This is a genomic window from Pseudalkalibacillus berkeleyi, assembly GCF_021608225.1.
Lineage (GTDB): Bacteria > Bacillota > Bacilli > Bacillales > Fictibacillaceae > Pseudalkalibacillus > Pseudalkalibacillus berkeleyi.
Genome location: NZ_JAKIJS010000001.1, coordinates 2,670,764 through 2,694,301 on the forward strand (window position 1 = coordinate 2,670,764; position 23,538 = coordinate 2,694,301).

Sequence of the window (23,538 nt, forward strand, 5' to 3'; positions counted from 1 at the left end):
TGTGTTAAATTTTGAAGTATTTTGTAAAGGTTGTTTTGGGTGTGGCTCTAGCTTGTATTTTTGCTTTAGTTAACCAAGGGGAAGCGAGTGCAGAAAGTATTTCTAGCAAGTGTAGTTACACTCCGGTTAATGGTGAAAACCCGGATATGAGTACGACAAATTGTTTATTGACAGAAGCTGCTTTAGCAAAGAATGTTCCACCTGAAATTGTTAAAGCAATTGCTGAAGGTGAAAGTGGGAATTGGCGTCAATTTGATAGTAACGGAGATCCAATTGTTACTTCAGATAATGGAATCGGAATTATGCAGATTACAAATAAATCAGGATATGACGAAGAGAAGTTAAAAAATGACATCGTCTATAATATTGAAGCAGGTGTCAAAGTACTTGATGAAATGTATCGTCGTAGTGACTTACCTTCCATCAATGCAGGTGATCGAGATGTGTTAGAACATTGGTATTTTGCAATTATGGCATACAACGGCACGAAGCCAGTGAATAGTCCTATCGTTCAATCAACTGGTGATAGGAATACAGATGCTTATCAAGAGAAAGTATTAAAAATCATAGATGATTTGGGCTTAATAAAGCCTCAAACTCTACCATTTAAGAGTTCTGACTTTAAATATGATAGTAACAGCAGCAAAAACATAGAGTTCATTACGATGGACTATCATTTCACAATACCTCTTACTAAAACGAAGCATCGATTTTTGAAAGATGATCAAGTGAAAACGACGACTGCAACACGGTTACGTACTGGACCATCTACTGATACATCGATAAAAGCGTCCCTTCAAGAAGGAGAAGTACTTACGGTTAACGGACCTTTTGTATATGAAAAGGTTGCTGACAGGAAAAACCACTATGTTTGGTACCCTGTGAAGCGTAGCGATGGATCAACAGGATATGTTGCCTCAAGCTTTCTGAAGTTTAAATTTAAAGATGTACCTGCTAATTACTGGGCTGAGGATCACATCTACTACCTTTATGACTCTACACTATTGTACGGGATGGGTAATGGACAGTTTGGTCTTGGTAAGAATTTAACTCGAGCTCATGCAGCAATCCTAATGAACAGAGCGAAGAACATTTCAACTGAGAACCGACCAGACCCTGGGTTTACCGATGTACCTAAAGATCATAAATACTATGACGACATTGCAGCTGCAGTAGATGAAGGTCTATTCGTAGGAGTAAAAGAAACAAAATTCGATCCTGATGCAACACTCACAAGAGCACAAATGGCTGTCGTACTACAAAGGGTTTACGAATTCCCTAAAGCATCAAATGATCATCCATTTACTGATGTGAAAAATGGAAGCTGGTATGATGAAGCTGTCACACGCTTATATGATGCAGAAATCACAGCCGGTGTGACAAAGACGAAATTCGGTCCTGATGATAAGATTACCCGTGAACAATTCGCCGTGTTTATGGGAAGATCAATTCAATATAAATAAACTTAAAAACCAGAATCCGTTCGGATTCTGGTTTTTTTAAGGCTTCTTGCTATTAAATGAAACTTGAAAGGCCTACCAAACAAGTACAAATTAAATTGTACCTGGTACGTAACTTACTCCTCAACAATCAATGGAATTTCCATGTCTTCTCCAACCTCAAGGACAACATTTGAACGGTCTTTAACTGGTGCAAAGACCATTATGAAAACCCCAAGTTTACTTTCTATTTCGCCCTTACTAAAGTTTGGAACGATTCTTTCTCCACTAGCATCTAGAAACACGCCAGATTTTCCTTCAGCTACGGTATAACCAGAACCTTGGTTTATTTGTCGGGCATTTAAAAATTGATGTTCTAGTTTGCTTTTGGTTTGATATTGATTTCCATCTTGATCTGTATAGATCATGTCGGAGCCTCTAATTACAAGCCTTGTTTCTAGTTCAGAATACTCGACTCTTTCAATGGTGTATGTTTCATTTTTAAATGTGAATTCTTTATTCATCTCAACAATTTCACGGTCTGTGATGTAGGATTTATCTAAGTTGAACTCGAGAGGCCATACGGTCTTAACTTCGTCCATTCCTTTTTTGTCCCATATAGTGATGTTTTCAATTTCTATACGAATGTTTTGTCCTTCATATTCCTTAATAGAATCAAATGATAATGCTGTCGCAACTTTGTTTTCTTCTTTATTGTAATGTCTGCTTCCCCAACCGATATTATCAAGCTCTTGTCTCTGACCATCATCTGTTATTAAATAAACTTTACTAGTACCTTCATAGATGTCAATATAGTAATTTTCTAAATCTGTAGTATTACTATTAAAGGTCAATAACAGTTTTGTCTCAGCATTATCTGTCATCACATTCTCAAAATTTACTGCAATATCATTTTGTTTATCATAATATGTTTGACTAATGGTTTGTCCATGACCATCTTTTAATGCAACTTTTAGACCTGGATCATCAATGTGTTGACTCTCAAAGATTTTATCATATGCTTGTTTAATTGCTGCTCCTACCGGTGTATAGGTTATTGCCGAAAACGTAATCAAACAAGATGCTGCAATGAGTGAAAGTCTTTTTTTCGTATTATTTTTACCTTTTAAATCATTTTTTGCATGTTTAACTCCGAGCTTTGCTCGATCGTGTAGATTATTAGGAATGTTAATCTTTTCTACTTCTCTTTTAAAGTTACTCATGAAAATCAGCCTCCTTAAATTCCTTTTGAAGTTTATGAATTGAACGATAAAGGACCGATTTCACTGTTCCTAAAGGTAAATTTAAAAGCTTCGATATTTCCTTAAATGTATATCCTTCATAGTACTTCAGCATCACGATACTTCTCTCATGTTCATTTAGCTGCTCCAAGAATTCTTGCAATGTAATCGATAGAGATATGTCTTTATCCTCTATGCCGATCTGTTCATGAGATTCTGGTTTTAAATGAACCACTTTTTTGTTTTTACGAATGATGTCAATAGAACAAGTAATGGTGATTTTTATTAACCACGTTTTGAAATACTTAGGATTTTTTAGAGTTTCAATTTTTTTAAAGGAACGATATGCTACTTCCTGAACAACATCTAATGCATCATTTTCATTTTTTACATACACATAAGCCATCCGATAAATATCTGCTTCATATTTCTGAAATAGCTTTAAAAAGGCTCGCTCATTTCCCTTTTGGGCTTTTGTTATTAAATGAATCATCAGTATTCACCCTTTCTGTTTTGCACCATCTATTTATTAGACAAATAAACATGTAAAATGGCTTAAAACTTTTAATGAAATTTAGGCAACGGAAAATAAGCATTAAACCAGTCTTTAAATAAAGAAGCTAATCTGGTGGTTCCAGATTAGCTTCTTTGGTGATATTATGCGGCATCCTTTGTTTCAGATGGATTTTTATCTGCAGGTGTTTCTTCAGTGTTAGTTCCATCTTTACTAGGGTCTTCTGGTTGTTCTTCTTTCGGGTCTTCGTCTTTAGGTTGCTCTTCTGTTGGTTCCCCATCTTCTGGTTCACCTTCAGCAGGCTGTTCTTCCTTAGACTTTTCTCCTTCAGGTTTTTCTTCTGCATTTTGATCAGATGGTGTACCACTTTCATCTGTCTCAGGCTTTTCTTCTGTATTGCTTGGATCTGTCTCAGGCTTTTCTTCTGTATTGCTTGGATCTGTCGTAGGTTGTTCTTCTTTACTTTCTTCTACGTTTTGATCCGTTTCTTCTTTTTGTTCAGTTGGTTCTTTAGTTTCTTCGTTCGTTGGTTCAGTTTCCGGTTCGCTTGTTGCTGCCGGTTCTGTCTTAGTTGTGATGGTTACGGTGTACGTTTCGCTATCCCATTTGATGTCTTCGGTATTTAGCGTTTCAGACAAGAATCGCAGTGGTACAAGTGTTCTACCGTTAATTTCTTGAGCTGGTACATCAAGCTCAACTTCTTCTCCGTTTACGACCGCTGTTTTAGAACCAATTGTAAGTACGATTGTCTTATCTTCAGTCGTTACCGTTGCTTGTTGCTTTTCTTGATTCCATGAGAATTCAGCACCAAGCTGATCAAGGCTTCCTCTAATTGGAATCATCGTACGATAGTCAATGGAGATGGCTGGTGTGTCGTATTCCTGTTCTTTTCCATCAATAATTACCGTTACAATACGATATTTCTTGTTTCCAACTTCTAAATACTCTGGATCTGGTGTAGGTTCTTCTTCTACTGGTGTTTCAATTGAAGCAGTTAATGTACTACTATCCCAATAAACCTTTGCTCCTAGCGCTTCAGTTACGAAACGTAACGGAACCATCGTGCGATAACTTATCATTTTCGATGCTACATCTAGCGTCACTTTTTTACCATTAATGTAGGCTGTCTTAGATCCTACTTTAAGTGAAATTTTCTTATCGCCTTTAGTAATATAGACGGTTTCAGTCGATTGTTCCCACTTAATATCAGCACCTAGTTGCTCAAAGACTCCTCTAAGTGGTACAAGCGTTCTTCCATTTTCAAGGATAGCTGACTGATCAAAATCTTGTTTTTTACCGTCTATTTCAACTGTTACTTCAATTGGATCGTCCTTATGTTTAGCGTAGTATAGGTCGTAGCCTTTTTTTGCTGCATAAAGTCCAACCGCTTTATTTTGTTGCCATGTAGGACCAAATTCATAGATTGGTAGATGGCGTTCTCCAGGATAATTTCCAATTTCAACAGTAATTCCTGGACGTTTAAATTTGCTGATAAACCAATCGGTATAACCACCACCTGATGGGTTTGGACCAGGGTAGATGAGTCGATAACCTGTCATACTACCAATCTTTTTTGCAAATTGATGGTCTCGGTCGTATCTGCTACCCGATTGATGGAAGTTCCAGAAAAGAATTTTTCCTGCACTATGATAAGCGACTGCAACTTCAGGATCGATTTCATGTGTGAAGTTAACGATTGTCTTGGCTTCATCAGCTGTATGGGGTGCTTCTCCTTTGTAATTCTTCCAGCTTGGATGACCAGTATTGTTCTTAATATTTGCCCAATCTGCATTATACTGACGGTTTAGGTCAACACCCTTACCGTTAGCTTTCCACCTCGTAAAATCTCTGCTCCAGTAATTCATTTGAAGCAAATCATCGTGATAGCTTTGTGGAAATGCATTTAAACCTTCTTGTTGAAGAGTGACGCCGTCTGGATTAACCATAGGTACAAACCAGATCTTCGTCTTGCTTAACGTACTTTTTACGTTATAGCCCCCGATCGATTTGTTACCGTAATAGGCTTGTGCATATTGATCAATCATGTACATGTTCAAGTTGGTTGTTAACCATTCTCTTGCATGATGGGAGCCGTTAATGAAAATTTCCGCTTTTCCTGTCCCTAAAGAAACGGCATAAATGTCATTGCCCCATTCACTCTTCCCAATAACTTTATAAGAGATGAGTGCTGGATACTTCTTCTTTAATGCTTTGATGTCTCGGACCATTTCATTGTATGTATAAGTTTGGTATGGATCGACTGTGTCTGCAGCTTTAGCCGACGATGGTGATAACACGAGTCCCCCTGCGATTAGCACTAAACCGCATATGAGAAAGTGTTGAAACAGCTTTCTTAAATTCATTTGCTTTAGTATCCCCCTATGTAGTATTGGATTCTCAAGAGTAGTCTCAGATGCTCAGACTCGCCCCCTTTTTACAAGATTCATAGATATGTAACTACTATCGTATTATAGCACTAATTGTAGACGAAGAATTGTGAACATTGGTGTGTTTATACATTAGACGAACGAGGTTACGCAAGCAATTCACATTAATAGTCTTGAATTATCAGAATTATAATAAAGTTAAATAGGTGGAATTTAATGGATGTATTAATGTTGAGTACAAAAAGGGGGGGCTTATGAGGTATGATGGCGTGATTTTCATTATTGTTGGTCTACTGTTAATGATATTCAGTCCAGACATTGCAGATAAATGGACGGATTACATAGATTATTGGGGTGATTTGTATTACTACGACTATGTAGTTAGATCTATTATTATCATCTTAATAGGTTTCGGTTCTTTTGTATCGGGCATGTTTTTACTCATCATTCAATATCACTTTAATGATTAATACTTTTCCCTTCCACTGTGTTTCTTCTAAAATATTTTCGGTAATATTGGGAAAATCCACCTAGGACTTAGGCGATATTTCATAACTTTTTATGTCCATTTTCCCAAGTTATTAATTGGAAATTTATAGTATTATTATACATATGGTTTAATTTTAGAATATTTTGTATTTTAAAAAAGAATTAGGAGGGATTTCATGTCGATCACTGTAAAGTCGACGACGATAAGTGAAAGAATTGATCAATGGTATGAAGTTATCAAAGCCTTTCACACTGAAAAAGCGATGTCGATCAAAGAAGAGTTAAAAGGTAGTTTATCAACTATTGAAGAAGATCCGTATGCATCCAAGCACTATAAACTTATCTTGTTCCGCTACCATCTACTATCAAAGGATACGAATTCAGCTAAAGAAGTGCTTAAGGATCTAGAACCTTTTCAAGAAACTAATGAACTTCTTCAGTACTACTATTACAGCTTCAAGGGAATCTATTACTACATTCTGAATGATTACCAAGATTCGATTGAAAGCTTCAAGAAAGCTCAACCATACATAATTTTCACAGAACACCGAGACGAGATTGGTGAGTTCCATTACAAGATGGCAGCCTCTTATTATGAGCTTTTCAAAAACGCTTTATCGATTAAACACTTGGAGAGTGCGTTAACCATTTTCCAGAAGAATTATCAGTATAAGAGAAGCGCAGACTGTGAGCTTCTACTGGGGTTAAATCTACAAGATATTAAGGAATTTGAAGAGGCAGAGATTCATTTCCATAACGCATTACACTATTGTGATCACTTTAACGACGAAGAATATAAACATACAACACTCTATAACATAGGTCTCTTCTATCAATCACAAAATTATAATGAAGAAGCTATTCAATATTTTAATAAATCAAGAAACTACTTTGTAAAAGAAAATCAAACGAAATATACGATTAAGGCCACTTACCAACTGGCTAAACTCTACTATGTTATTAATAATGTAGAGCTAGCAAAACAGTATCAAACTGATGGGTTAATACTCACTCAGAAGGAAAACGATCATCGCTATTATCAAAAATTCCAAACCCTTTATACTTATTCAGAAGAAATGTTACCTGAACATGTTCATAAACTCTTAGAAGCATTATCATTCTTCAATGAAAATAAAATGTGGGATGAAATGACACATTTAGGTGAGTTTTTGACAAATTACTACCATAAAAAACAGGAATTTGAGGAAGCAAGTCGAATTTCTCAAACAGTGTTACTCGCAAAAGAAAAACTGTATGCATAAGGGGGGAATTAATATGAAGAAAAAATTATCCTTAATTCTGGTCAGCACAGGCCTTATTTTCACTGCGTTTGGTATGACTGATTTAAGTACTAACGCAAGAGATGCGATTGTACCTGATTCAGAAAAGCAGCTGCTCGTGGAGAGAGACGCTATTGTTCCTGATGCTGAAAAGCTACTTCTAGCACAAAGAGAAGCAATCGTTCCTGATTCCGAAAAGAAAACTGAAGCTTAAACGCTATTTAAAGCATCGTTCATTTGAACGGTGCTTTTTTATTTTCATAGGAAATCTCATGATATAATAGGAAATATTGGTTTTTTCGAGGGGTTTTTTATCATGAAAAAGGGTTTAAAAACGATCGGTATTCTTGCCGGTGTTCTTATTGTTGTTCCTATTATAGGGTATTTGCTTTTTATGTTCATAATAATGACTGACCATAATACGGAAGAAAGAAAATCTGCCAATAAGGTAGAGGATTATCTAGAGAAAAAGTATAACATTCCATTTCATGTTAAATACGAGTATACCCAATTTGTAGGTTCAACGATCGCAGCAAACCCTATCAACAATTCTGGTTTAACATTTCTCGTCAAAAAAAATAGACAGGGCAAATATGTAGATCACTTTCTTGACGCGCTCTATAAAGAGGACATTGATTCAGCAATCGAACGTCATTTAAGTTGGCAAAGTGACGAGGCTCCAGTAGAGAAGAAGGAAATCGATCCAGCATTAGAACATCACCCAAATTTGAAGGATAATGATACTGTAAGGGTAATGGTTTATTTTGATCCTAATGCTTCAGTTGGAAAGAAGTTCGACTTTAGTGAAGGATATCCGGACCTGATTGATATTCCAATTCCCCTTACCATCAAAGTTAATAGCGATCAAAAAAGAGAAATCTACCGCGGTGCTGTATTTGAGTATTTACATACAACGATGTCTATGATTCAAGAAGAGAATTTGCCTAATGAACAGGTAACATCAACCATTATGGTCGATGCTGGTGACGTCGTTCATTATTACACATATAAGATCCCTAGAGAATCTTATAATAGATTCACGTCAGTAGTAGATTTGAAGAAGTATGAGAAAGTTAAGTCGGTTAAACGTCAATAATTATTTAGAGATACAAGGGGACCGTAAAATGTTAAAGAAAAATCCGTTGGTTGTATTTGGGATCATAGGCGGAATCATTATTTTTATTCTTGCACTACCCTATTTGGGACTCATGTTCTTCAACCTTTTTCTTACTGTCACTATGAAAATCGGTGATTTGAAGGTTGCACACGAAATGGATCGCCATTTGGAAGAGAAGTATGACCTTAACTTCCATGTTAGCTCTGACTCAAATGGATTTGTCGGAACCGATTTTACCGCTTACCCTTGGAGAAACATGAAACTAAAATTCTCTGTAAAAGAAAATAAACAGGGTAAGTATGTCGATTATTTTCTCGATGCAATTTATAAGAAGGACATCAACACAGCTTTAGAACGTTATCCATTATTGAAAAACGATGAGGCTGTTAGAGTTATGATTTATTTTGATGTCAATGCCACAGTCGGTAAGAAGTTTGATTTTAGTGATGGGTATCCAGACCTTGCTGATAGTCCCATTCCCTTAACAATTAAAATAAGTAATTCTCAAAATCTTGAGGAGATCGACCGTGAAGCTGTCCTTACATACTTAAAAACATCGATGAAAATGGTTCAGGAAGAAAAGCTCCCAAATCATCAAATAACATCGACCATAACGGTCGATGCCGGAGAAGTCGTGCACTATTATACATACACAATTCCTAGAGAAGCATACTCAAGCTTCAATACTGTAGAAGACATGAAAGAATATGAGGAAGTGAAGTCGGTTAAGCGTCAATCATAATATTCATGTAATGAGTTGTGACAAATTTTTCATTTCATCAAACAAGCGTTTGTTTGACGACAAACAGTGCTGTAAATGAGTGATAGAGAGGAATGTTTCCTATTTTCAAAAAGTTGCTTATTGTATTTTTCTTCGTGCTTGGTGGTGTACTACTTTATATTAACGCACTCCCAATCATTGATATGACTTCTAATTTGTTTAATATTTTTAGTAGTGCAGTTAATAAGGAAACTAATATTGAAAATGAAGTTGAAGAATATTTGGAAAATAAATATAATCTCCAGTTCAAGGTGAATGCTGACGTTGATTTTGAACAAGGTACATCAATTGCTGCGTACCCAGTAAATGAATCATCCTATATCTTTTCTGTAGAGGAAACTAAGAATGGCACTTATATGGACAATTTTATTGGTAGCCTTTACAAGCATCAGATTATATCAGCTTTAAAGCGATATCCTACCTTGAGTAACAATGATTCGATTAGGATCATCACTCAGTTCGATCCTAAAGCGACAATGGGAAAAACATATGACTTTCATATTGCTTACCCTAGCTTGTCTGATCGTTTAGCCGTTCCATATTTGAAGCTATCCGGAAATCAAGAAGGCGATGATATTAACCGTGAAGAGGTGTTTGAATGGCTAAAGAGTATGATTACGTTTATCCAGAAAGAAAATATTCCACACAATGAATTAAACGCAACCATAACGGTCAAAGCACCGGACGTTTATTACTACTATACATATACAATTCCAAAGGATGCATTTCCTAAGTTTCAATCGATTGAAGACATCAAAGCCTTTGAAAAAGTGAAAGCAGTTAAGCCTCAGCCTTAAGTCTAAACTAAAAGCTATCTGAATGGAGTTTCAGATAGCTTTTATTTGTGCTTTTTCGGGACAAGGGGACAGTCCCGTCGACCCGCTTTTTAGTTTTATGCAATGCACTGTGAGTTTATTTTATTGAATGGTTCGAATGGACGCATCGACACGATTTTTATTTCGTCAATCAAATGTTTGATTGAACAGTTCAAACGTTGATGGATAAGGATGTTTGGTGTTTTGGGTCAAGGTACCTGTCCCTCCGACCCACTCACTTTACTCCCAGCTTTTGATTCGTTGGATGATTTTTTTGTTGAATTTGGTGAGTAGGGTTTCTTTACCGTCTGATGTTTTTTGCTTATGCCACTCGTTGTAGCTGGCTACTGCAATTAGTACTGAGCCTCCAATTAATAGGTAAACCCACCACGGCATGTTGCCCCAAAACGGTCTTGTTTGTAGGAATAAGTTTAGCAATAGCACTCCAGCTCCAACAAAGAAGAAGGATTTGATTCTATAGGCCATCCCTCCGAGCATCGAAGCGAGTGATAGAGTACCGACAATGATAGCATCATAAACTGTCGAGCTTGCCATTCCGTCCTGAACGAGCAGTAGTGAAACGATAATCAATACCGCCCACTGTATTCTATTTGCAATCAGCTTGTGTTCGGTTACTTTTTTCAAGTAAATCGCTAAGGCGACCCATGGTAACACGAAAAATTCTCGTTCGAAGAGCACTGGAATTTCCCCATTGTTTAATAGTGCATAGTAAGGTTGTATTAAATATCCTATCGCAATAAATACGAGCCACTTAGACGGGACATTTACAATGCGATTACGTTGTAAAAATAACCATACTGAAATCAGGAGACCTGGTAACAGTTTCGTCCAAAGTGCTTCTCCGGAGTATATATACAAGCTTACAAGTGTGAAGAGACCGAAAATGGTGTACCAATCGATTTGTCCCCATTTATTTTCGGTAAAGGCTCGATCATAGATCCATTTATAAATGGTCATTCCTACAATTGTAAGGAGGACCGCTAATCCGCTATATGCAAGGAATGCGAAATGCTCCCATAGTGGATGTGATTGACCAAATAGTCTTACTGCAGAATAAACCATTAGGAGTGGGACGATCGAAAAGAGATCCCACTTTTCTTTATGCATAATGAACAAGACACCTGTTGCAGAAACCAAGGTTAATACAAACGTATCTAAATCAAATGGGTAAACACCCATATATACAACTATACTTATAAGTGAAAACGGAACAAGATAAATAGCGATTCTTCTTGGCCATTCCCCTCTGCTTAAATACCAAGCTGCCATCATTAAAACAGACGATATGAAATAAGCATAGTGATCATAACTTGCCATATCTAAGCGGTTAATGATCAAATGAACGAAAAGTGTAAAGGATGTGAGCGAAGCGTAAAGAAACGTTTTTATCTTCCACTCTTCGTTTGCCATGTACAAGCTTGTTCCGTAAATAATCGTCGTAAGTAAAACCGGCCAAATGGCATGGTCACCATAAAAGAAATAGCTTGCAAGTAGTGCCACTGGTAAGTAAAGATGTCCAATCCACCAGAATCCTCTTGTTAATAGAGGGGCTTTCTTCATAATGATGAGACCAATGATGAATAAGAGCGCACCGCCAAATACATATTGTAGCGAATTAAGTATGTCAGACGTTATGCGCCACTCTGAATGAATAGCAAGTAACAAAGTCAAATACGATAGTAGCGAAAGACCGCTAATGACGTATGGCATGACGATCCATTTTGTTCGCTGATAAAGGAGAAGCGCCATTCCAACTCCGCCTAGTACAATGATCGCACGGAGAAATAGATCCACTTGTAAGGAAAATGAAGCGACAAGTCCCAGTCCGTAGAACACCTGCGATACGAAGAATGCACTTGTAGAATATCCGTCACGCTTCAGTACTTTCCATATAGCACTGCCAAGTAACAACGCAATTCCACTTCCAATGAAGTTAACCGCTTCGAAAGGCTGATTGATCGTATAAAAATTGCTTACTTGCTCAATGAACATAACAATCGCAAGGCCGAAGGATATTGCATGAATCCACGGTGCACTTACCTTGAAAGTTTTTCTTTTTTCAAATTGGTCGGCAAGTAATGCAGCAATACTGAACAACAAGAACATCGTCCCGCTCTGCCACCAGTTCATTAGTACAATGCCATATAAAATGGATATTCCCATTACTAATGCACTGACATCTCTCGTACTTTCTTCAATGTTTTTAAAGAAATTGAGCTTGTTATAGCAACCTAAAAGACAATAAAGAAGAAAAGCTGCAATAAATAATGGTAATTCAATTGTGTTATAACCCATCCATTTTTCACCTAATAAAATCACTTCATAAAGTGAACTAATAAGGAAGACCGGGCTTAAGTACATAAATAGCCTTTGTTTCGTTACGTTTGAAAGGTAAATGAAGTTCATGGATATGATGATGTATGCAACCATTAAAGCGAATGAAGGTTCATTCAATTTTATTAGGATACCTTCAAAGCTAATATAAATAAATGCACATCCTGAAACGAAAGCACTCGTATATCGAAATACCTTCTTTAATGGGAATTGATCACTCAGGAAGTTCGGTAAAACTAAAAACAGAACTCCTAGTAATGCATAAAAGATACTTCCGAACTCATCTAAAATCGAATGCTCAATCAATTGGTAGGCACCATATACGAGCATTGCACTAAACACGAAGTGGTACTCTTTTCGATTAGTCACATAAATCATAGACATATAAAGTACCGCAGTTAAGATTAAATTAAAGCTATAGAAAAGCTCTTGATTATAAAATACAAGCATGAGTAAAGTAGATAAAATCAAGTTCGCCTGTATATACGAAACAAACTCTTTAGAAATCCAATTAAGTTTTTCGTTATTTCTTACAAAACGATAACCTATAATTAGCATGGCGTTGAACAGCATAATTCCAAGATAAAAGCCGTCAACTGGTAGATACATAGCGGCAATTGCGAAGCCCGCAAATAAACTGAAGGTTATATAAGAGAACCAAACGAATAGTCTTGATGATAGCCTTTTAGATAAGGATAAATATACTGGTAGTATCGCTAAACTGCCAGCTGCTCCAAGTATATAGCGACCTTCCCCTGCAACTGAAAAATAGGCACCAAACAATTCAAAATAACCGGCAGACAAAATAACAATCGGTAAAAACAAACTACCAAGTACATAAAATGCAAAAGTCGTTTTGTTGATCTTAAGTACATTGCTACTAAAGTAAGCCAATCCAAAAAATAGGATTGACACTAATGCAACAAGCCCAGTTTTCATCCAACTATCAAGTGTTTCCCAAGTACTCGTCGCAAGAACCAGTCCACCGATTAACAGCATAATAACCCCTAGGTTCAGTGACCAAGTAATGTTCCGCTCTCGTACCTCCTGTGGTGATAACACTTTTTTCTCTTTTTTAGGCTTTGGTGGTGCAATAGGTGCGCCCTTAGGACGATCCTCTATCATTGCTTGACGATCCTTTTGAAGCTCTGCCTCTGAGCGACCCTCACTCAGCTCTTCATGTTTCTTTTGCAATTCCGCTGTTTTCTGCTCTGTCTGATCTATGTAGAATTTACTCTGCGCTTGATAAACCCTTTCAAACTCTTCTGAAGAAATATACCCCTCTCTCTGAAGATCCTTCAACCCCTCTTTAATAATGACATTCTTCTTCTCCGACGAAATATAATCCATCAAACCACCCCCTGTAATAATGGGTCATGGGGACAGGTCCCTTGACCCATTTAAACATCCAACTCTACAAAACTCATTTTATGAAACTAGTACCCTATGTATTACATCGACCAAGTATGCTTAGAAATTTATACCAATTTAGATGAGATGTCAATGTGGGGGCGTGTTGTGGGTCGGGGGGACAGTTGGGTCGGGGGGACTGGTCCCTCGACCCACTTTGAGGGATTTAACTTGGGTAAAGTTATCTAATCGTTGTTACAGAGTCGACACCTCTTCTTCCACTCTTAATCAAGCGTTTAATTGAAGGCTTAAACTGTTTTCCTTGCTACCGAGCACCCAGAGCACCTCTTTGAGTGTTCAGTATCGCGGTTTTCTCTTACCTGTGACTCATGAATCAAAGTGAGTGCACTTGTCGACATTCTTGTGAAATGTTCAATAAAACGTTTGATTGAACCGGTCCAGCTCCTGATACATAAGGATTCTTGGATTTAATCAAACGTATGTTTAACTCATTCCAAAGGACATTATTTCGTCCCTACCATTATAGGCAGACCCCTTTTAGTTTTTGCTCTAAGAAGCAATATGAACATTAATTCTGATATATGCACGATAAATCGATTTACAATTACCAAGCTTTTGGATGATTATCACTTGATAAAAAGTCTGTTAACGAGCAAAAAAAAAGCATCCATTGTGGGATGCCTTTCTACTTAAAATATTTATTATGTTCGAAGTCTAACCTTTCCACTTTAACGGCAGCTAAATTTTGACCATCTGCTAATGCAGACTCAACGCCAAATGTTATGGTGTCTGTTCCTAGGAGGTCATCTTCACTATAAGATTGTACAGTGAATTTGAGGATGTACGAGTGACTTAATTGTCTCCCCTTTTCACTTTGCATGATTTCGACTACATCATACTTATTGTCAAACCAGTTATACTGAACCCTTACCAAATCCTTTTGATAATAGTCCTTCACTGCACGATTAATTTCATTTTGAAATTGCATTAACATAAATTGATCAAATGCTTGTTCCATACCTACTGAATCATGTTTATGCTGCTCTTCAGCACTAACGGAAATGCTGTTGAGACTAAAAGCCAAAACAGAAACAACGATCACAAACCACTTTTTCATCACATCATCTCCTTTGGGTTATTATGAGGAGATGGATGAAATGTATACAGCTATTGCCGACATAATTTTCAAGTAGTCAATCAAGCGTCTGATTGACCTCTACGATAGTGTGAAAACAGAACATCCTCTAAAAGAATTGAACGGAGACAAATTTCTCATTTAGTTAAACAAACGTTTATTTGAGGTCTTTTGATTGTGGTTGTTATCCAATATTTCCTCCCATACAAATCCTGAATGTAGGTGTTATACTTAACCTGAAAGGTGGTGAAAATGATGGAACAAAACCAGATTTTACAAGCGATTAATGAGCTACAAAACCAGATGAATGAAGGCTTTAATCGATTGGACATGCGAATGGATAACCTTGATTCAAGAACGGAACGAATCGAATCTAGAATGAACAGTCTTGAATCGAGAATGGACAAACTTGAATCTAGGATGGGAAGCCTCCAATCGAGAATGGACAGAGTTGAAACTAAATTGGATAGTCTTGAATCAAAAGTGGACAAGCTAGAGGATGGACAAGAACACATTAAAGACCAGCTTGAGCTTTTTTTACATGAACATTGGGCGCATAAAAATGATATTCACAAACTGAAGAAGCTCATTAAACTTGAACAAAGGTAATCTACAGAGTGCATAACCTCATATAGAACTCCTCTTAATATTTTAGCAACCTCATACATTTCAATATCAGCAAAAAGTGTCAGGTGCTTTTTAGGATTCCTTGTACATAAAGGATCTCAAAAAGTGCCTGACACTTATCCTTGTACTACAAATATTTAATAGGAATATAGACGACAATCTTCTCATTTCGTCAAACAAATGTTTGTTTGAGCAAATAAAGCTAGTAAATCCTCGCTTAATGTGATTGTACAGACGTTAAAGTCAGAAACTTCTATACAAGGAACATCTTCTTTTAATAATTGCCATTGCCACAAGTACGAGCTTTCTCCATTAAATGAAGGTTCAATGTATTTGTTGAATAAAAATATGGCAGTGGAATTTAATCCACCAGAAATCACTACACTATCTTGCATACCATCCCAAGGTTTCTGAATGGTTCCACTTAAACTCAAAAATTCATCCTTACCTGTCATCAGTGGATTCTCTTCATCACATTTTCCAATGGGATATACAATGTTGAAGTGATTCGCATAAGTTAGGCAGGATTTATAAACCTTCTCCCAATCATCAAAATCCATAATGTTCGGATAGACTTTTTTCATTTTTTCCCTTCCTCCAAATGAAGCTTAATTGTATTCGACATGAATTGTATTCCATCAAACAAACATTTGATTGAACTAGAAAGAGTGCCTGGCAATCTTATCGGCACCCTTGGTATATCAAATATCGGTTGTTGTAATGAATAGTGGGTCAAGGGACCTGTCCCCATGACCCACTTACACACCCCAGAATCTTTGGGTGATTTGTTGTTGGGTGGTGGGGTGTTTGTGTTGTGTGGCTAGGCTTGCGACGATGTATCCGATGAAGGATAGGACGATTGGGACGACGACGGTATGCATGCCGAATAGGTTTGGTTCGTTCAAATGGATAAGCATGTACGAGCCTACCCCGACAAACATTGATGTGAATGCTCCGTATGCGTTACCTTTCTTCCAGTATAGGCCGAGTACGACTGGCCAGATGAATGCCGCTTCAAGTCCTCCGAAGGCAAAGAGGTTCAGCCAGATCAGTAGGTCTGGTGGGTTGACTGCCATCAAGAAAACCAAAACGCCTAAAAGCGCGGTTACCGATAGACTGATTGTTTTCACCTGTCTTTGGGACGCAGATGGTTTTACATAATTGACGTAGACGTCCTTAATGACCGCTGAGCTTACTAGTAATAAAAACGAATCGACTGTCGACATGACTGCGGCCATTGGGGCTGCGAGAACAATTCCTGCGAGCCAGCCTGGTAAAACTTCGAGCGCAACGAGCGGCATGACCTTGTCGCCTACCTCAACGCCCGGTATGACAACCCGAGCAAACACACCGATTAAATGCATCCCTAGCATAATAAACCCGACGACGACTGTTCCGATGATCATCGCTTTGTGCATCGCTTTTGAATCCCGGTACGACATCGCGCGAACAGAAACTTGTGGTAACCCTACTACCCCTACACCAACCAAGATCCAGAATGAGGATACGAAAAGTGGCGTTAGCGAACGGTCTGCTCCGTATGGTGAGACGAGGTTCGGATTCTCGAGAGTGAGTTCGGTCATGATGTTCGTTAACCCGCCACCCGCAATGATCGTTCCGATCAGCAGTAACAACGTTCCAATAAACATGACGATGCCTTGTAAGCTGTCTGTAATCGCAACCGCGCGAAAGCCTCCAATGACAACATAGACGAGGACGGATATGGCAAAAATAAACAATGCCGTCGTATAAGATAGTCCTGTGAACGATTCAATCAGTCTTCCCCCGCCTATCCATTGAGCTGCCATTGCACTGAAAAGGAAAATGATGATACTTGCCGCTGACAATAGAACGACCCACTTACTTTGATAACGTTCTTTTAAGAAATCGATCAGGGTGACCGCGTTGATTTTACGAGCGATAATCGCGAACTTCTTCCCAAGAACCGCGAGCGTAAAATAACCCGTTACGAGCTGGGACATGGCAAGCAACACCCAACCGAGTCCGAGGTTGTAAGCGACACCTGGTCCTCCGACAAAACTGCTCGCACTTCCGAACGTCGCAACCATCGTCAATGCCAAGATAAAACCATTTAACTGGCGGCTTCCTAGAAAGTATTCTTGCAAGAAATCCGGAGCCTTTGAGATATGCTTTGATGCATAAATTCCGATCAAAAATACTAGTACAAGGAATCCGATTAACGGTATGATCACGTCCCAATTCATTCTGATTCCTCCTCTTGATCCTCAAATGGAACCTCCACAAAAAAGAGCTTTACCATAACGAAGACGAGAAGTGAAAAGAGAATAAATCCGACGATGCAGCTATAGAAAAACCAAGTTGGAAATCCAAAAATGTATGTATACTCTTCCGGTGGTTTTTGCCCTAATCCATAGGCAAACCCGAACCACCATATGAAATTCACGATAGCTAGTCCAACACCCATCAAAGCCTCACGATTGGCAATTCGAAAGCGTGGATCTTCCTGAAATTGATTTTGATCTTCCTTCAATGCAATCCCTCAAATCTAATCCTTCATTTTTTCCTATTTTATCAGATTAAATGGATTGAGTAACGCGCTCCTCTTCTGAAATCACTTTTGTTCCTGCTAGAAGATCTCCAACTCTTCTATGATCTTTTCTAACAAAACCAATGAATAGTTCTATTGGACCCATAAACATAAATGTGATATTTCTTAGTATGACTCTAAACAAAGAAGATTTTTCATTGGTAGTAACGTCTACAATCCTTAATTTCTTTATTATTTTCCCTAGACTTCTACCACCAAAAATATCTTTGCTGACAACAATAATAATAAGTCCAATATTATATACAAGAGAATATTCGAATGAAAAATAATCGGCGTTACTCCCAAATAACAAGGGCATAATTAGTATGGTGTATAGACTAAAGGCTATACCGATAAAAATCATATCAATTATAAAGGCAACAACTCTGTTACTTAACACTGTATTTCCGATCATATCTTCTACCTCCTGCCCGCCCTTATTTTACCACTTAATTGTAATACGAGATCTAAAATTGGTAAGATTTTGTTTTGATAGATACATAGTTGATGTATAATCATATCTAGATGTAAATTTCATGAATAAGAGAGGGTTTATATGTTAAAAAAATTCATTTGGGCGTTTGTGATCATGATAGGAATTGTTGTGGTCGGAATTGCAGGGTACGCCTATTACTTGTATGATTCTGTGAAGGATACAGCGAACGATATTCATGAGCCGATTGATCCGGAACGGGAAAAAGAACAACCAAAACCAAAAGTTGATGATAAAAATGCACCACAGCCAATATCAATTTTATTATTGGGTGTCGATGAAAGAGAGAATGATCAAGGAAGATCAGACACAATGATTGTAATGACTGTGAATCCAGAAAAGAAATCGATGTATATGTTTAACATTCCTAGAGATAGTCGAACTGAAATTATCGGTAAAGGTATTGACGACAAAATCAATCATGCCTATGCATTCGGTGGTACAAAAATGGCCGTTGAAACGGTAGAAAACTTTCTTGATATACCAATCAACTACTATATAAAAGTGAACATGGAGTCATTCCAAGATATAGTCGATGCAGTCGGTGGCGTTACTGTCGATAACCGACTTGCTTTTTCCGACAATGGATTCAGCTATCCTAAAGGACAAATTCAATTGGAAAACGGTGAAAAAGCTCTTACATACGTCAGAATGAGAAAACAAGACCATCGAGGCGACTTAGGGCGAAATGAGAGACAACGTCAAGTCATAAAAGGCGTGATTGATAAAGGGGCTCGAGTAAGTTCCATTTCAAAGTTTGATAACATACTAGATGTTATTAGCGATAATGTAAAAACAAATATGACTTTTTCAGAAATGAAAGATATCCAAGCCAACTATAAAGATGCAAGAAAAGATTTGAAAACTTTTGAAGTTGATGCAAGAGGAACAAACATTAATGGCATCTTCTACTTCATCGTCTCTGAAGAAGAGCGCAATTCCATTAGCGAGAGATTGAAAGAACACTTAGAGATTAATAGCAGTAACGCTTCAACTGAAGAAGACGCAGCGTAAACCAGCTGTACTATGAATAATTGATTAATGAAATAAAAGTGTCCTGTGAAATAACACAGGACACTTTACTTTTATTCTTAGCGATTGACACCTCTGGTATTTCATAAACCAAGGTAGTTCATGGCGGTGAAACTATTTTTTTACTGGCTAAACTAAGTATTTGGAGATGTGGGAATGTTGAAATATATTTTGGTAATACTTGTGCCACCATTTTACCTGTCTTTAGAATTCATGAGGTTTTTTCCAGAGGTAAGTCCATTTCAATTAATGATTCTACTTGGACTAATAGAAATGATTATGATCTATAAGAAATGGTACATAAAACACTGGTCCTCAATCATTCTTTTAAATTCAGTTACTAACTCTGGATACATGATCTATGTACTTGTCGGCTTGGGGTGGGATTTATCCGTATAAAAAGCCTCTTTTAAAATCTAATATTACAAAAAAAGTTACTCTTTATCCATTTCTAACAAGTGTAGAAGATTTTTTTATGCTTTCATATCTGAAATTTAATTTTTCCTAACAAAGTGCTTCGCAAAATGTGTAATAAACCATGACAATATTGCTGATTATATTTAAACCAACCAAAAGCAATACCAACTTTTTAATATGCTTAAATTTATGTAGCAATAATAATTGTACAGTTAATAGAATTGCAAAAAGGTAGGGGGTTACATCGTTCTTTAAAGCAATACTCACAAAGAATGCATAACCGTAAGGAGGTATCATAAGTACAACCATGTATTTCAGTAAATTTAATTTGTGTTTAACAAGCATAAAAATCGAGCTTAATATTGCAATGATTAGCACAAAAGCCAAATAATAAATAAACCCTATTCCCATTAATGCATCACCTTTCTATCTCCTAAACAATTATATACATAATTGACTTAACAAAATACCATAAATGTTAGAATTTGGTTCGCTACATTTTATCTCTTAGGTTACGATTTACATTTTCAGGGTATTGTGTGTGTATGACTTATGGTTTTTTGAGGGGATGGTTTGTATGAAGAAAGCGATGATTATTGTGAACCCTTCTTCTGGGAAGGAAGAGGCGGAGAAAAATCAGCATAGAGTGGAAGAAGTGTTACGGAATAAAGGCTATGATGTGATTGTTAAAATGACGAAGAAGCAGCTTGATGCGACGAAGTTTGCTCGAACCTCTTGTGAGGATGCCTATGACCTTGTCGTATCTATGGGTGGAGATGGCACGTTAAATGAAACGGTTAATGGGCTCGCGAACCAGGAGCATTGTCCACGCTTCGGGATCATCCCGACAGGCACAGTGAATGACTTTGCTCGTGCACTCAACATTCCTTTAGACTTTGAGGAGGCTCTTAGTTTGATAGAGCAAGGGGACACACGTCCTGTCGACATCGGAAAAGTGAATGATCAATATTTTATGAACATCGCTGCTGTCGGTGCAATTGCTGAGGCGACTTATGAAGTTTCTCCTAAGCAAAAAACGATGCTTGGACCGCTCGCTTATATGCTTGAAGGGCTCAAGACTTTAAGCTCTAAAAAGTCGTACAATATTCAGCTGAAGCATGATCAAGGTGAATGGGAAGGCGAGGCGTTGCTTGTGTTGGCCGCCCTTACGAACTCAGTTGGTGGATTTGAAAAAGTCGCGCCTGATGCAGAAGTTGATGATGGTAAATTGAAATGTCTCGTCGTGCATGATGTCGCTCTCCCTAAGTTCATTAAAATCGTCACTGAGTTATTAGGTGGAAAGCACGTTGATGATGAAAACGTTGAATACATCAGTACTTCAAAACTAGAAATCTCTTCATCAGAAAAATTGCACTCCAACATCGATGGTGATGAAGGGGATACACTGCCGTTAAACATTGAAATTCTGCCAAGACACCTGGATATATATGTACCATAATGAAAAGAAGTGACCGAAATAGAGTTTTTTCGGTCACTTTTTTTCTTTTTCTATAACTATTGCCATCTATTTCATCCTACCTGCTAACAATCATTTCATATGAGCTGTTTAATTCGATCATTTCAGCTGTTAATCTGCTCATTTGAGCTCCTAATCCGATCATTTGAGCTCTTAATCTGATCATTTGAGCTGTTAATCTGCTCATTTCAGCTGATTATCCGCCCATTTGAGCTCCTAATCCGATCATTTCAGCTGTTTATTCGATCAATTTAGTAACATAGTCCCTACTCTAGTTCGCATCTTACCAATCTCACCAACGAAAAAAGCTGACTAAAGGTATAGCCCTTTGAGTCAGCTTTTTCTTAGTATGTGGTTAGACGCAAGAACTTCTGGACGGCATATATACCGCGTTGAAGATAGGTCAGTTTATCATTGTGGGTTTCAAAGTCTACGGTATATTTACCTCCGTCGTTGTTCCAGAGTCTTTCAAAATATGCATCCACCTGTTTCATGACTTCTGTGTCATTTGATCCTTGTATTTGTATGTCTGCCTCAAGGTTGAACGCTTCTAGATTTCTTTTTGTGTAATTAGCAGATCCTGCAATGATTGTGGATTCTTGATTCCCTTTCACATAAAGCATTTTCGTGTGATATTGCTCCATCGTTGTGTTGTACCAACGGATATCGACTTTCCCACCAGAATCCTCCACCATTTCCATCGCGACTGGAATGTTCGGGAGACCGGTTTTCTTGTTACCGAATGCTACTTGATTGGGATCCAATATGATTTTTACATCGACTCCACGGTCAGTTGCTTTGATTAATGGTTCTATTACTGATCGGTCAGCAATGTAGAACATGCCAAGATGGATTTCTTGACCAGGTTTTGTTTGTTCGATTGCCTCAACGATGTGTTTGTGTGCTTTTCCTTCAGTAAAGTATTGAAGTTTATATTTACCTTCTTCTTTATTTGCGTCTTCTTTCGGCGTGTACGCTGGAAGTTCCACACCTTTTTCAGACATGCTTACTGCTGCTTGTTCACCATTGATGATTTCTTGAGTGATTGGACCTTTCACTTCAAAAGCGACGTTGTTGTGGTAGCCAGATGCATCATGCGGATTTGCGGATGACACAAGTGCTGACTTGTCTGTTGCAACAATTTTACGATGATTCGCCTTAACATTTAAAAGCTTAAGGTAAGACCTCGCGGTTAATTCAGGGGCTGTATTAGCAAATGGATTCCTGATCCACCCATCCCCCTCCTGACCGAACCACTGGAAAAACATCCGCCATACGCCTGAGTAAAGGGGCGTTGGATCGCGTAATCGATTCAAGTTCGTGTAGACGACTTCGACGCCGTGATCCTCCAGCTTAGATAATAGCTTAGACTCGTACGAATTATAGCCTGTGTTGATTTCGTCTGATATGAAAACCACGTCAATATCTGAATCTTGTTGCTTCTTTTTGATAATCGCTTCCGCCAAGTTCTCACTGATCGGTGGGAACTCTTTCTTTTTGTCATGATATCCATTAAACATGAACATATCGATGACGATAAACTCATCCGCTTCAGAAATCATTTCATTAATGCGATTGAAAATATTCAGCTCATGATTGATTTGATCGCCCTTTTTATAGGTAAGATCATAGTGAAACTTCACGTCATCAACCTGATAGATATCACTTTCGTAAGAAATACCCTCTGGAATGGGCTTATATGTTTGGTAAACCATTGTTGTTATGTAAATGAGAATGAGCGCCCATATTAGCCCCCACTTTATCGTTTTCTTCGTTACTTTTATCTTTCCCAATGACTTTTCCCCCGCTTCTTCTATATCTAGGATCAAAAACACACGACCATAATCCTATTCATTCCCTAAAACGAAGGGTCTGACACCTTATAAAAAACGACGGACCTTGAGACTTATGAAAAAGTATCCAGAATCGGTTCGACAAGATTTTCATTTCGTCAATCAAGCGTTTGATTGACACCCGATAATCATTGACATAAGAAGGA

22 protein-coding genes are annotated in these 23,538 nt (G+C 37.7%); 11 read left to right on the forward strand and 11 right to left on the reverse strand.

Annotated elements, in window-relative coordinates:
• Positions 1 to 11 precede the first annotated feature (11 nt).
• Positions 12 to 1,463 (forward strand): S-layer homology domain-containing protein, encoded by a 1,452-nt coding sequence (locus L2716_RS13955; RefSeq protein WP_236337055.1) that lies wholly within the window; start codon positions 12 to 14, stop codon positions 1,461 to 1,463.
• A 113-nt stretch (positions 1,464 to 1,576) separates the two neighbouring features.
• Here L2716_RS13955 and L2716_RS13960 read toward each other — a convergent pair whose 3' ends face one another.
• The 3 genes from L2716_RS13960 to L2716_RS13970 form a co-directional block, all read right to left on the reverse strand.
• Complete coding sequence (locus L2716_RS13960) at positions 1,577 to 2,662, reverse strand: hypothetical protein (RefSeq protein WP_236337057.1); 1,086 nt, start codon at positions 2,660 to 2,662, stop codon at positions 1,577 to 1,579.
• Positions 2,655 to 3,173, reverse strand: coding sequence for an RNA polymerase sigma factor (locus L2716_RS13965; protein ID WP_236337066.1), 519 nt, complete (start codon positions 3,171 to 3,173; stop codon positions 2,655 to 2,657). The genes L2716_RS13960 and L2716_RS13965 overlap by 8 nt, the downstream gene beginning before the upstream one ends.
• 164 nt (positions 3,174 to 3,337) lie before the next feature.
• Positions 3,338 to 5,557 carry a stalk domain-containing protein gene (locus tag L2716_RS13970; RefSeq protein WP_236337067.1) on the reverse strand — a complete coding sequence of 740 codons (2,220 nt, stop codon included), beginning with the start codon at positions 5,555 to 5,557 and terminating at the stop codon, positions 3,338 to 3,340.
• Between the two features lie 278 nt (positions 5,558 to 5,835).
• Between L2716_RS13970 and L2716_RS13975 the strand changes: the two genes are divergently transcribed.
• The 6 genes from L2716_RS13975 (at position 5,836) to L2716_RS14000 (ending at position 10,045) form a co-directional block, all read left to right on the forward strand.
• Positions 5,836 to 6,051 (forward strand): hypothetical protein, encoded by a 216-nt coding sequence (locus L2716_RS13975; protein ID WP_236337069.1) that lies wholly within the window; start codon positions 5,836 to 5,838, stop codon positions 6,049 to 6,051.
• A 195-nt stretch (positions 6,052 to 6,246) separates the two neighbouring features.
• Positions 6,247 to 7,332 carry a response regulator aspartate phosphatase gene (locus tag L2716_RS13980; protein ID WP_236337071.1) on the forward strand — a complete coding sequence of 362 codons (1,086 nt, stop codon included), beginning with the start codon at positions 6,247 to 6,249 and terminating at the stop codon, positions 7,330 to 7,332.
• A gap of 13 nt (positions 7,333 to 7,345) precedes the next feature.
• Positions 7,346 to 7,564, forward strand: a complete 219-nt coding sequence (locus L2716_RS13985) for a hypothetical protein (RefSeq protein ID WP_236337074.1) — start codon at positions 7,346 to 7,348, stop codon at positions 7,562 to 7,564.
• A gap of 102 nt (positions 7,565 to 7,666) precedes the next feature.
• A complete protein-coding gene (locus L2716_RS13990) occupies positions 7,667 to 8,446 on the forward strand; it encodes a hypothetical protein (protein ID WP_236337076.1) in 780 nt (259 codons plus the stop codon).
• Between the two features lie 28 nt (positions 8,447 to 8,474).
• On the forward strand, positions 8,475 to 9,209 hold the full coding sequence (locus L2716_RS13995) for a hypothetical protein (RefSeq protein WP_236337087.1): 735 nt from the start codon (positions 8,475 to 8,477) through the stop codon (positions 9,207 to 9,209).
• A 113-nt stretch (positions 9,210 to 9,322) separates the two neighbouring features.
• Positions 9,323 to 10,045: a hypothetical protein gene (locus L2716_RS14000; RefSeq protein WP_236337089.1), complete on the forward strand. Its 723-nt coding sequence runs from the start codon at positions 9,323 to 9,325 to the stop codon at positions 10,043 to 10,045.
• A gap of 258 nt (positions 10,046 to 10,303) precedes the next feature.
• Here L2716_RS14000 and L2716_RS14005 read toward each other — a convergent pair whose 3' ends face one another.
• Together L2716_RS14005 and L2716_RS14010 are read right to left on the reverse strand one after the other, a co-directional pair.
• On the reverse strand, positions 10,304 to 13,768 hold the full coding sequence (locus L2716_RS14005) for a hypothetical protein (RefSeq protein WP_236337091.1): 3,465 nt from the start codon (positions 13,766 to 13,768) through the stop codon (positions 10,304 to 10,306).
• Between the two features lie 706 nt (positions 13,769 to 14,474).
• Positions 14,475 to 14,906 (reverse strand): DUF3888 domain-containing protein, encoded by a 432-nt coding sequence (locus L2716_RS14010; protein ID WP_236337093.1) that lies wholly within the window; start codon positions 14,904 to 14,906, stop codon positions 14,475 to 14,477.
• A 273-nt stretch (positions 14,907 to 15,179) separates the two neighbouring features.
• Between L2716_RS14010 and L2716_RS14015 the strand changes: the two genes are divergently transcribed.
• Entirely contained in the window at positions 15,180 to 15,533 is a 354-nt protein-coding gene (locus L2716_RS14015; RefSeq protein WP_236337094.1) for a hypothetical protein, read from the forward strand.
• A 182-nt stretch (positions 15,534 to 15,715) separates the two neighbouring features.
• On the opposite strand, the gene L2716_RS14020 is transcribed toward L2716_RS14015, so the two are convergent.
• From L2716_RS14020 to L2716_RS14035, 4 genes are all read right to left on the reverse strand, one after another.
• Positions 15,716 to 16,135 (reverse strand): hypothetical protein, encoded by a 420-nt coding sequence (locus L2716_RS14020; protein WP_236337096.1) that lies wholly within the window; start codon positions 16,133 to 16,135, stop codon positions 15,716 to 15,718.
• A 174-nt stretch (positions 16,136 to 16,309) separates the two neighbouring features.
• Positions 16,310 to 17,776: a sodium/pantothenate symporter gene (gene panF, locus L2716_RS14025; protein ID WP_236337099.1), complete on the reverse strand. Its 1,467-nt coding sequence runs from the start codon at positions 17,774 to 17,776 to the stop codon at positions 16,310 to 16,312.
• Entirely contained in the window at positions 17,773 to 18,063 is a 291-nt protein-coding gene (locus L2716_RS14030; RefSeq protein ID WP_268963993.1) for a YhdT family protein, read from the reverse strand. The genes panF and L2716_RS14030 overlap by 4 nt, the downstream gene beginning before the upstream one ends.
• A 46-nt stretch (positions 18,064 to 18,109) precedes the next feature.
• Complete coding sequence (locus L2716_RS14035) at positions 18,110 to 18,535, reverse strand: RDD family protein (protein WP_236337100.1); 426 nt, start codon at positions 18,533 to 18,535, stop codon at positions 18,110 to 18,112.
• Between the two features lie 141 nt (positions 18,536 to 18,676).
• Between L2716_RS14035 and L2716_RS14040 the strand changes: the two genes are divergently transcribed.
• The 3 genes from L2716_RS14040 (at position 18,677) to L2716_RS14050 (ending at position 21,521) form a co-directional block, all read left to right on the forward strand.
• Positions 18,677 to 19,627, forward strand: a complete 951-nt coding sequence (locus L2716_RS14040; RefSeq protein WP_236337102.1) for an LCP family glycopolymer transferase — start codon at positions 18,677 to 18,679, stop codon at positions 19,625 to 19,627.
• Between the two features lie 174 nt (positions 19,628 to 19,801).
• Positions 19,802 to 20,044 (forward strand): hypothetical protein, encoded by a 243-nt coding sequence (locus L2716_RS14045; RefSeq protein ID WP_236337104.1) that lies wholly within the window; start codon positions 19,802 to 19,804, stop codon positions 20,042 to 20,044.
• Positions 20,045 to 20,639: 595 nt separating this feature from the next.
• Positions 20,640 to 21,521, forward strand: a complete 882-nt coding sequence (locus tag L2716_RS14050; RefSeq protein WP_236337114.1) for a diacylglycerol/lipid kinase family protein — start codon at positions 20,640 to 20,642, stop codon at positions 21,519 to 21,521.
• A 76-nt stretch (positions 21,522 to 21,597) separates the two neighbouring features.
• Here the strand turns inward: L2716_RS14050 and L2716_RS18345 are convergent, their stop codons facing one another.
• A complete protein-coding gene (locus L2716_RS18345) occupies positions 21,598 to 21,726 on the reverse strand; it encodes a hypothetical protein (RefSeq protein ID WP_268963994.1) in 129 nt (42 codons plus the stop codon).
• Positions 21,727 to 21,883: 157 nt separating this feature from the next.
• Positions 21,884 to 23,332: a phospholipase D family protein gene (locus L2716_RS14055; protein WP_236337116.1), complete on the reverse strand. Its 1,449-nt coding sequence runs from the start codon at positions 23,330 to 23,332 to the stop codon at positions 21,884 to 21,886.
• Between the last annotated feature and the right edge of the window lie 206 nt (positions 23,333 to 23,538).

Coding starts and splice junctions, on each gene's coding strand:
- L2716_RS13960 (WP_236337057.1), bottom strand. CDS start 2,662: ATGAGTAACTTTAAAAGAGAAGTAGAAAAGATTAACATTCCTAATAAT.
- L2716_RS13965 (WP_236337066.1), bottom strand. CDS start 3,173: ATGATTCATTTAATAACAAAAGCCCAAAAGGGAAATGAGCGAGCCTTT.
- L2716_RS13970 (WP_236337067.1), bottom strand. CDS start 5,557: ATGAATTTAAGAAAGCTGTTTCAACACTTTCTCATATGCGGTTTAGTG.
- L2716_RS13975 (WP_236337069.1), top strand. CDS start 5,836: ATGAGGTATGATGGCGTGATTTTCATTATTGTTGGTCTACTGTTAATG.
- L2716_RS13980 (WP_236337071.1), top strand. CDS start 6,247: ATGTCGATCACTGTAAAGTCGACGACGATAAGTGAAAGAATTGATCAA.
- L2716_RS13985 (WP_236337074.1), top strand. CDS start 7,346: ATGAAGAAAAAATTATCCTTAATTCTGGTCAGCACAGGCCTTATTTTC.
- L2716_RS13990 (WP_236337076.1), top strand. CDS start 7,667: ATGAAAAAGGGTTTAAAAACGATCGGTATTCTTGCCGGTGTTCTTATT.
- L2716_RS13995 (WP_236337087.1), top strand. CDS start 8,475: ATGTTAAAGAAAAATCCGTTGGTTGTATTTGGGATCATAGGCGGAATC.
- L2716_RS14005 (WP_236337091.1), bottom strand. CDS start 13,768: ATGGATTATATTTCGTCGGAGAAGAAGAATGTCATTATTAAAGAGGGG.
- L2716_RS14010 (WP_236337093.1), bottom strand. CDS start 14,906: ATGAAAAAGTGGTTTGTGATCGTTGTTTCTGTTTTGGCTTTTAGTCTC.
- L2716_RS14015 (WP_236337094.1), top strand. CDS start 15,180: ATGGAACAAAACCAGATTTTACAAGCGATTAATGAGCTACAAAACCAG.
- L2716_RS14020 (WP_236337096.1), bottom strand. CDS start 16,135: ATGAAAAAAGTCTATCCGAACATTATGGATTTTGATGATTGGGAGAAG.
- panF (WP_236337099.1), bottom strand. CDS start 17,776: ATGAATTGGGACGTGATCATACCGTTAATCGGATTCCTTGTACTAGTA.
- L2716_RS14035 (WP_236337100.1), bottom strand. CDS start 18,535: ATGATCGGAAATACAGTGTTAAGTAACAGAGTTGTTGCCTTTATAATT.
- L2716_RS14040 (WP_236337102.1), top strand. CDS start 18,677: ATGTTAAAAAAATTCATTTGGGCGTTTGTGATCATGATAGGAATTGTT.
- L2716_RS14045 (WP_236337104.1), top strand. CDS start 19,802: ATGTTGAAATATATTTTGGTAATACTTGTGCCACCATTTTACCTGTCT.
- L2716_RS14050 (WP_236337114.1), top strand. CDS start 20,640: ATGAAGAAAGCGATGATTATTGTGAACCCTTCTTCTGGGAAGGAAGAG.
- L2716_RS18345 (WP_268963994.1), bottom strand. CDS start 21,726: ATGAGCAGATTAACAGCTCAAATGATCAGATTAAGAGCTCAAATGATC.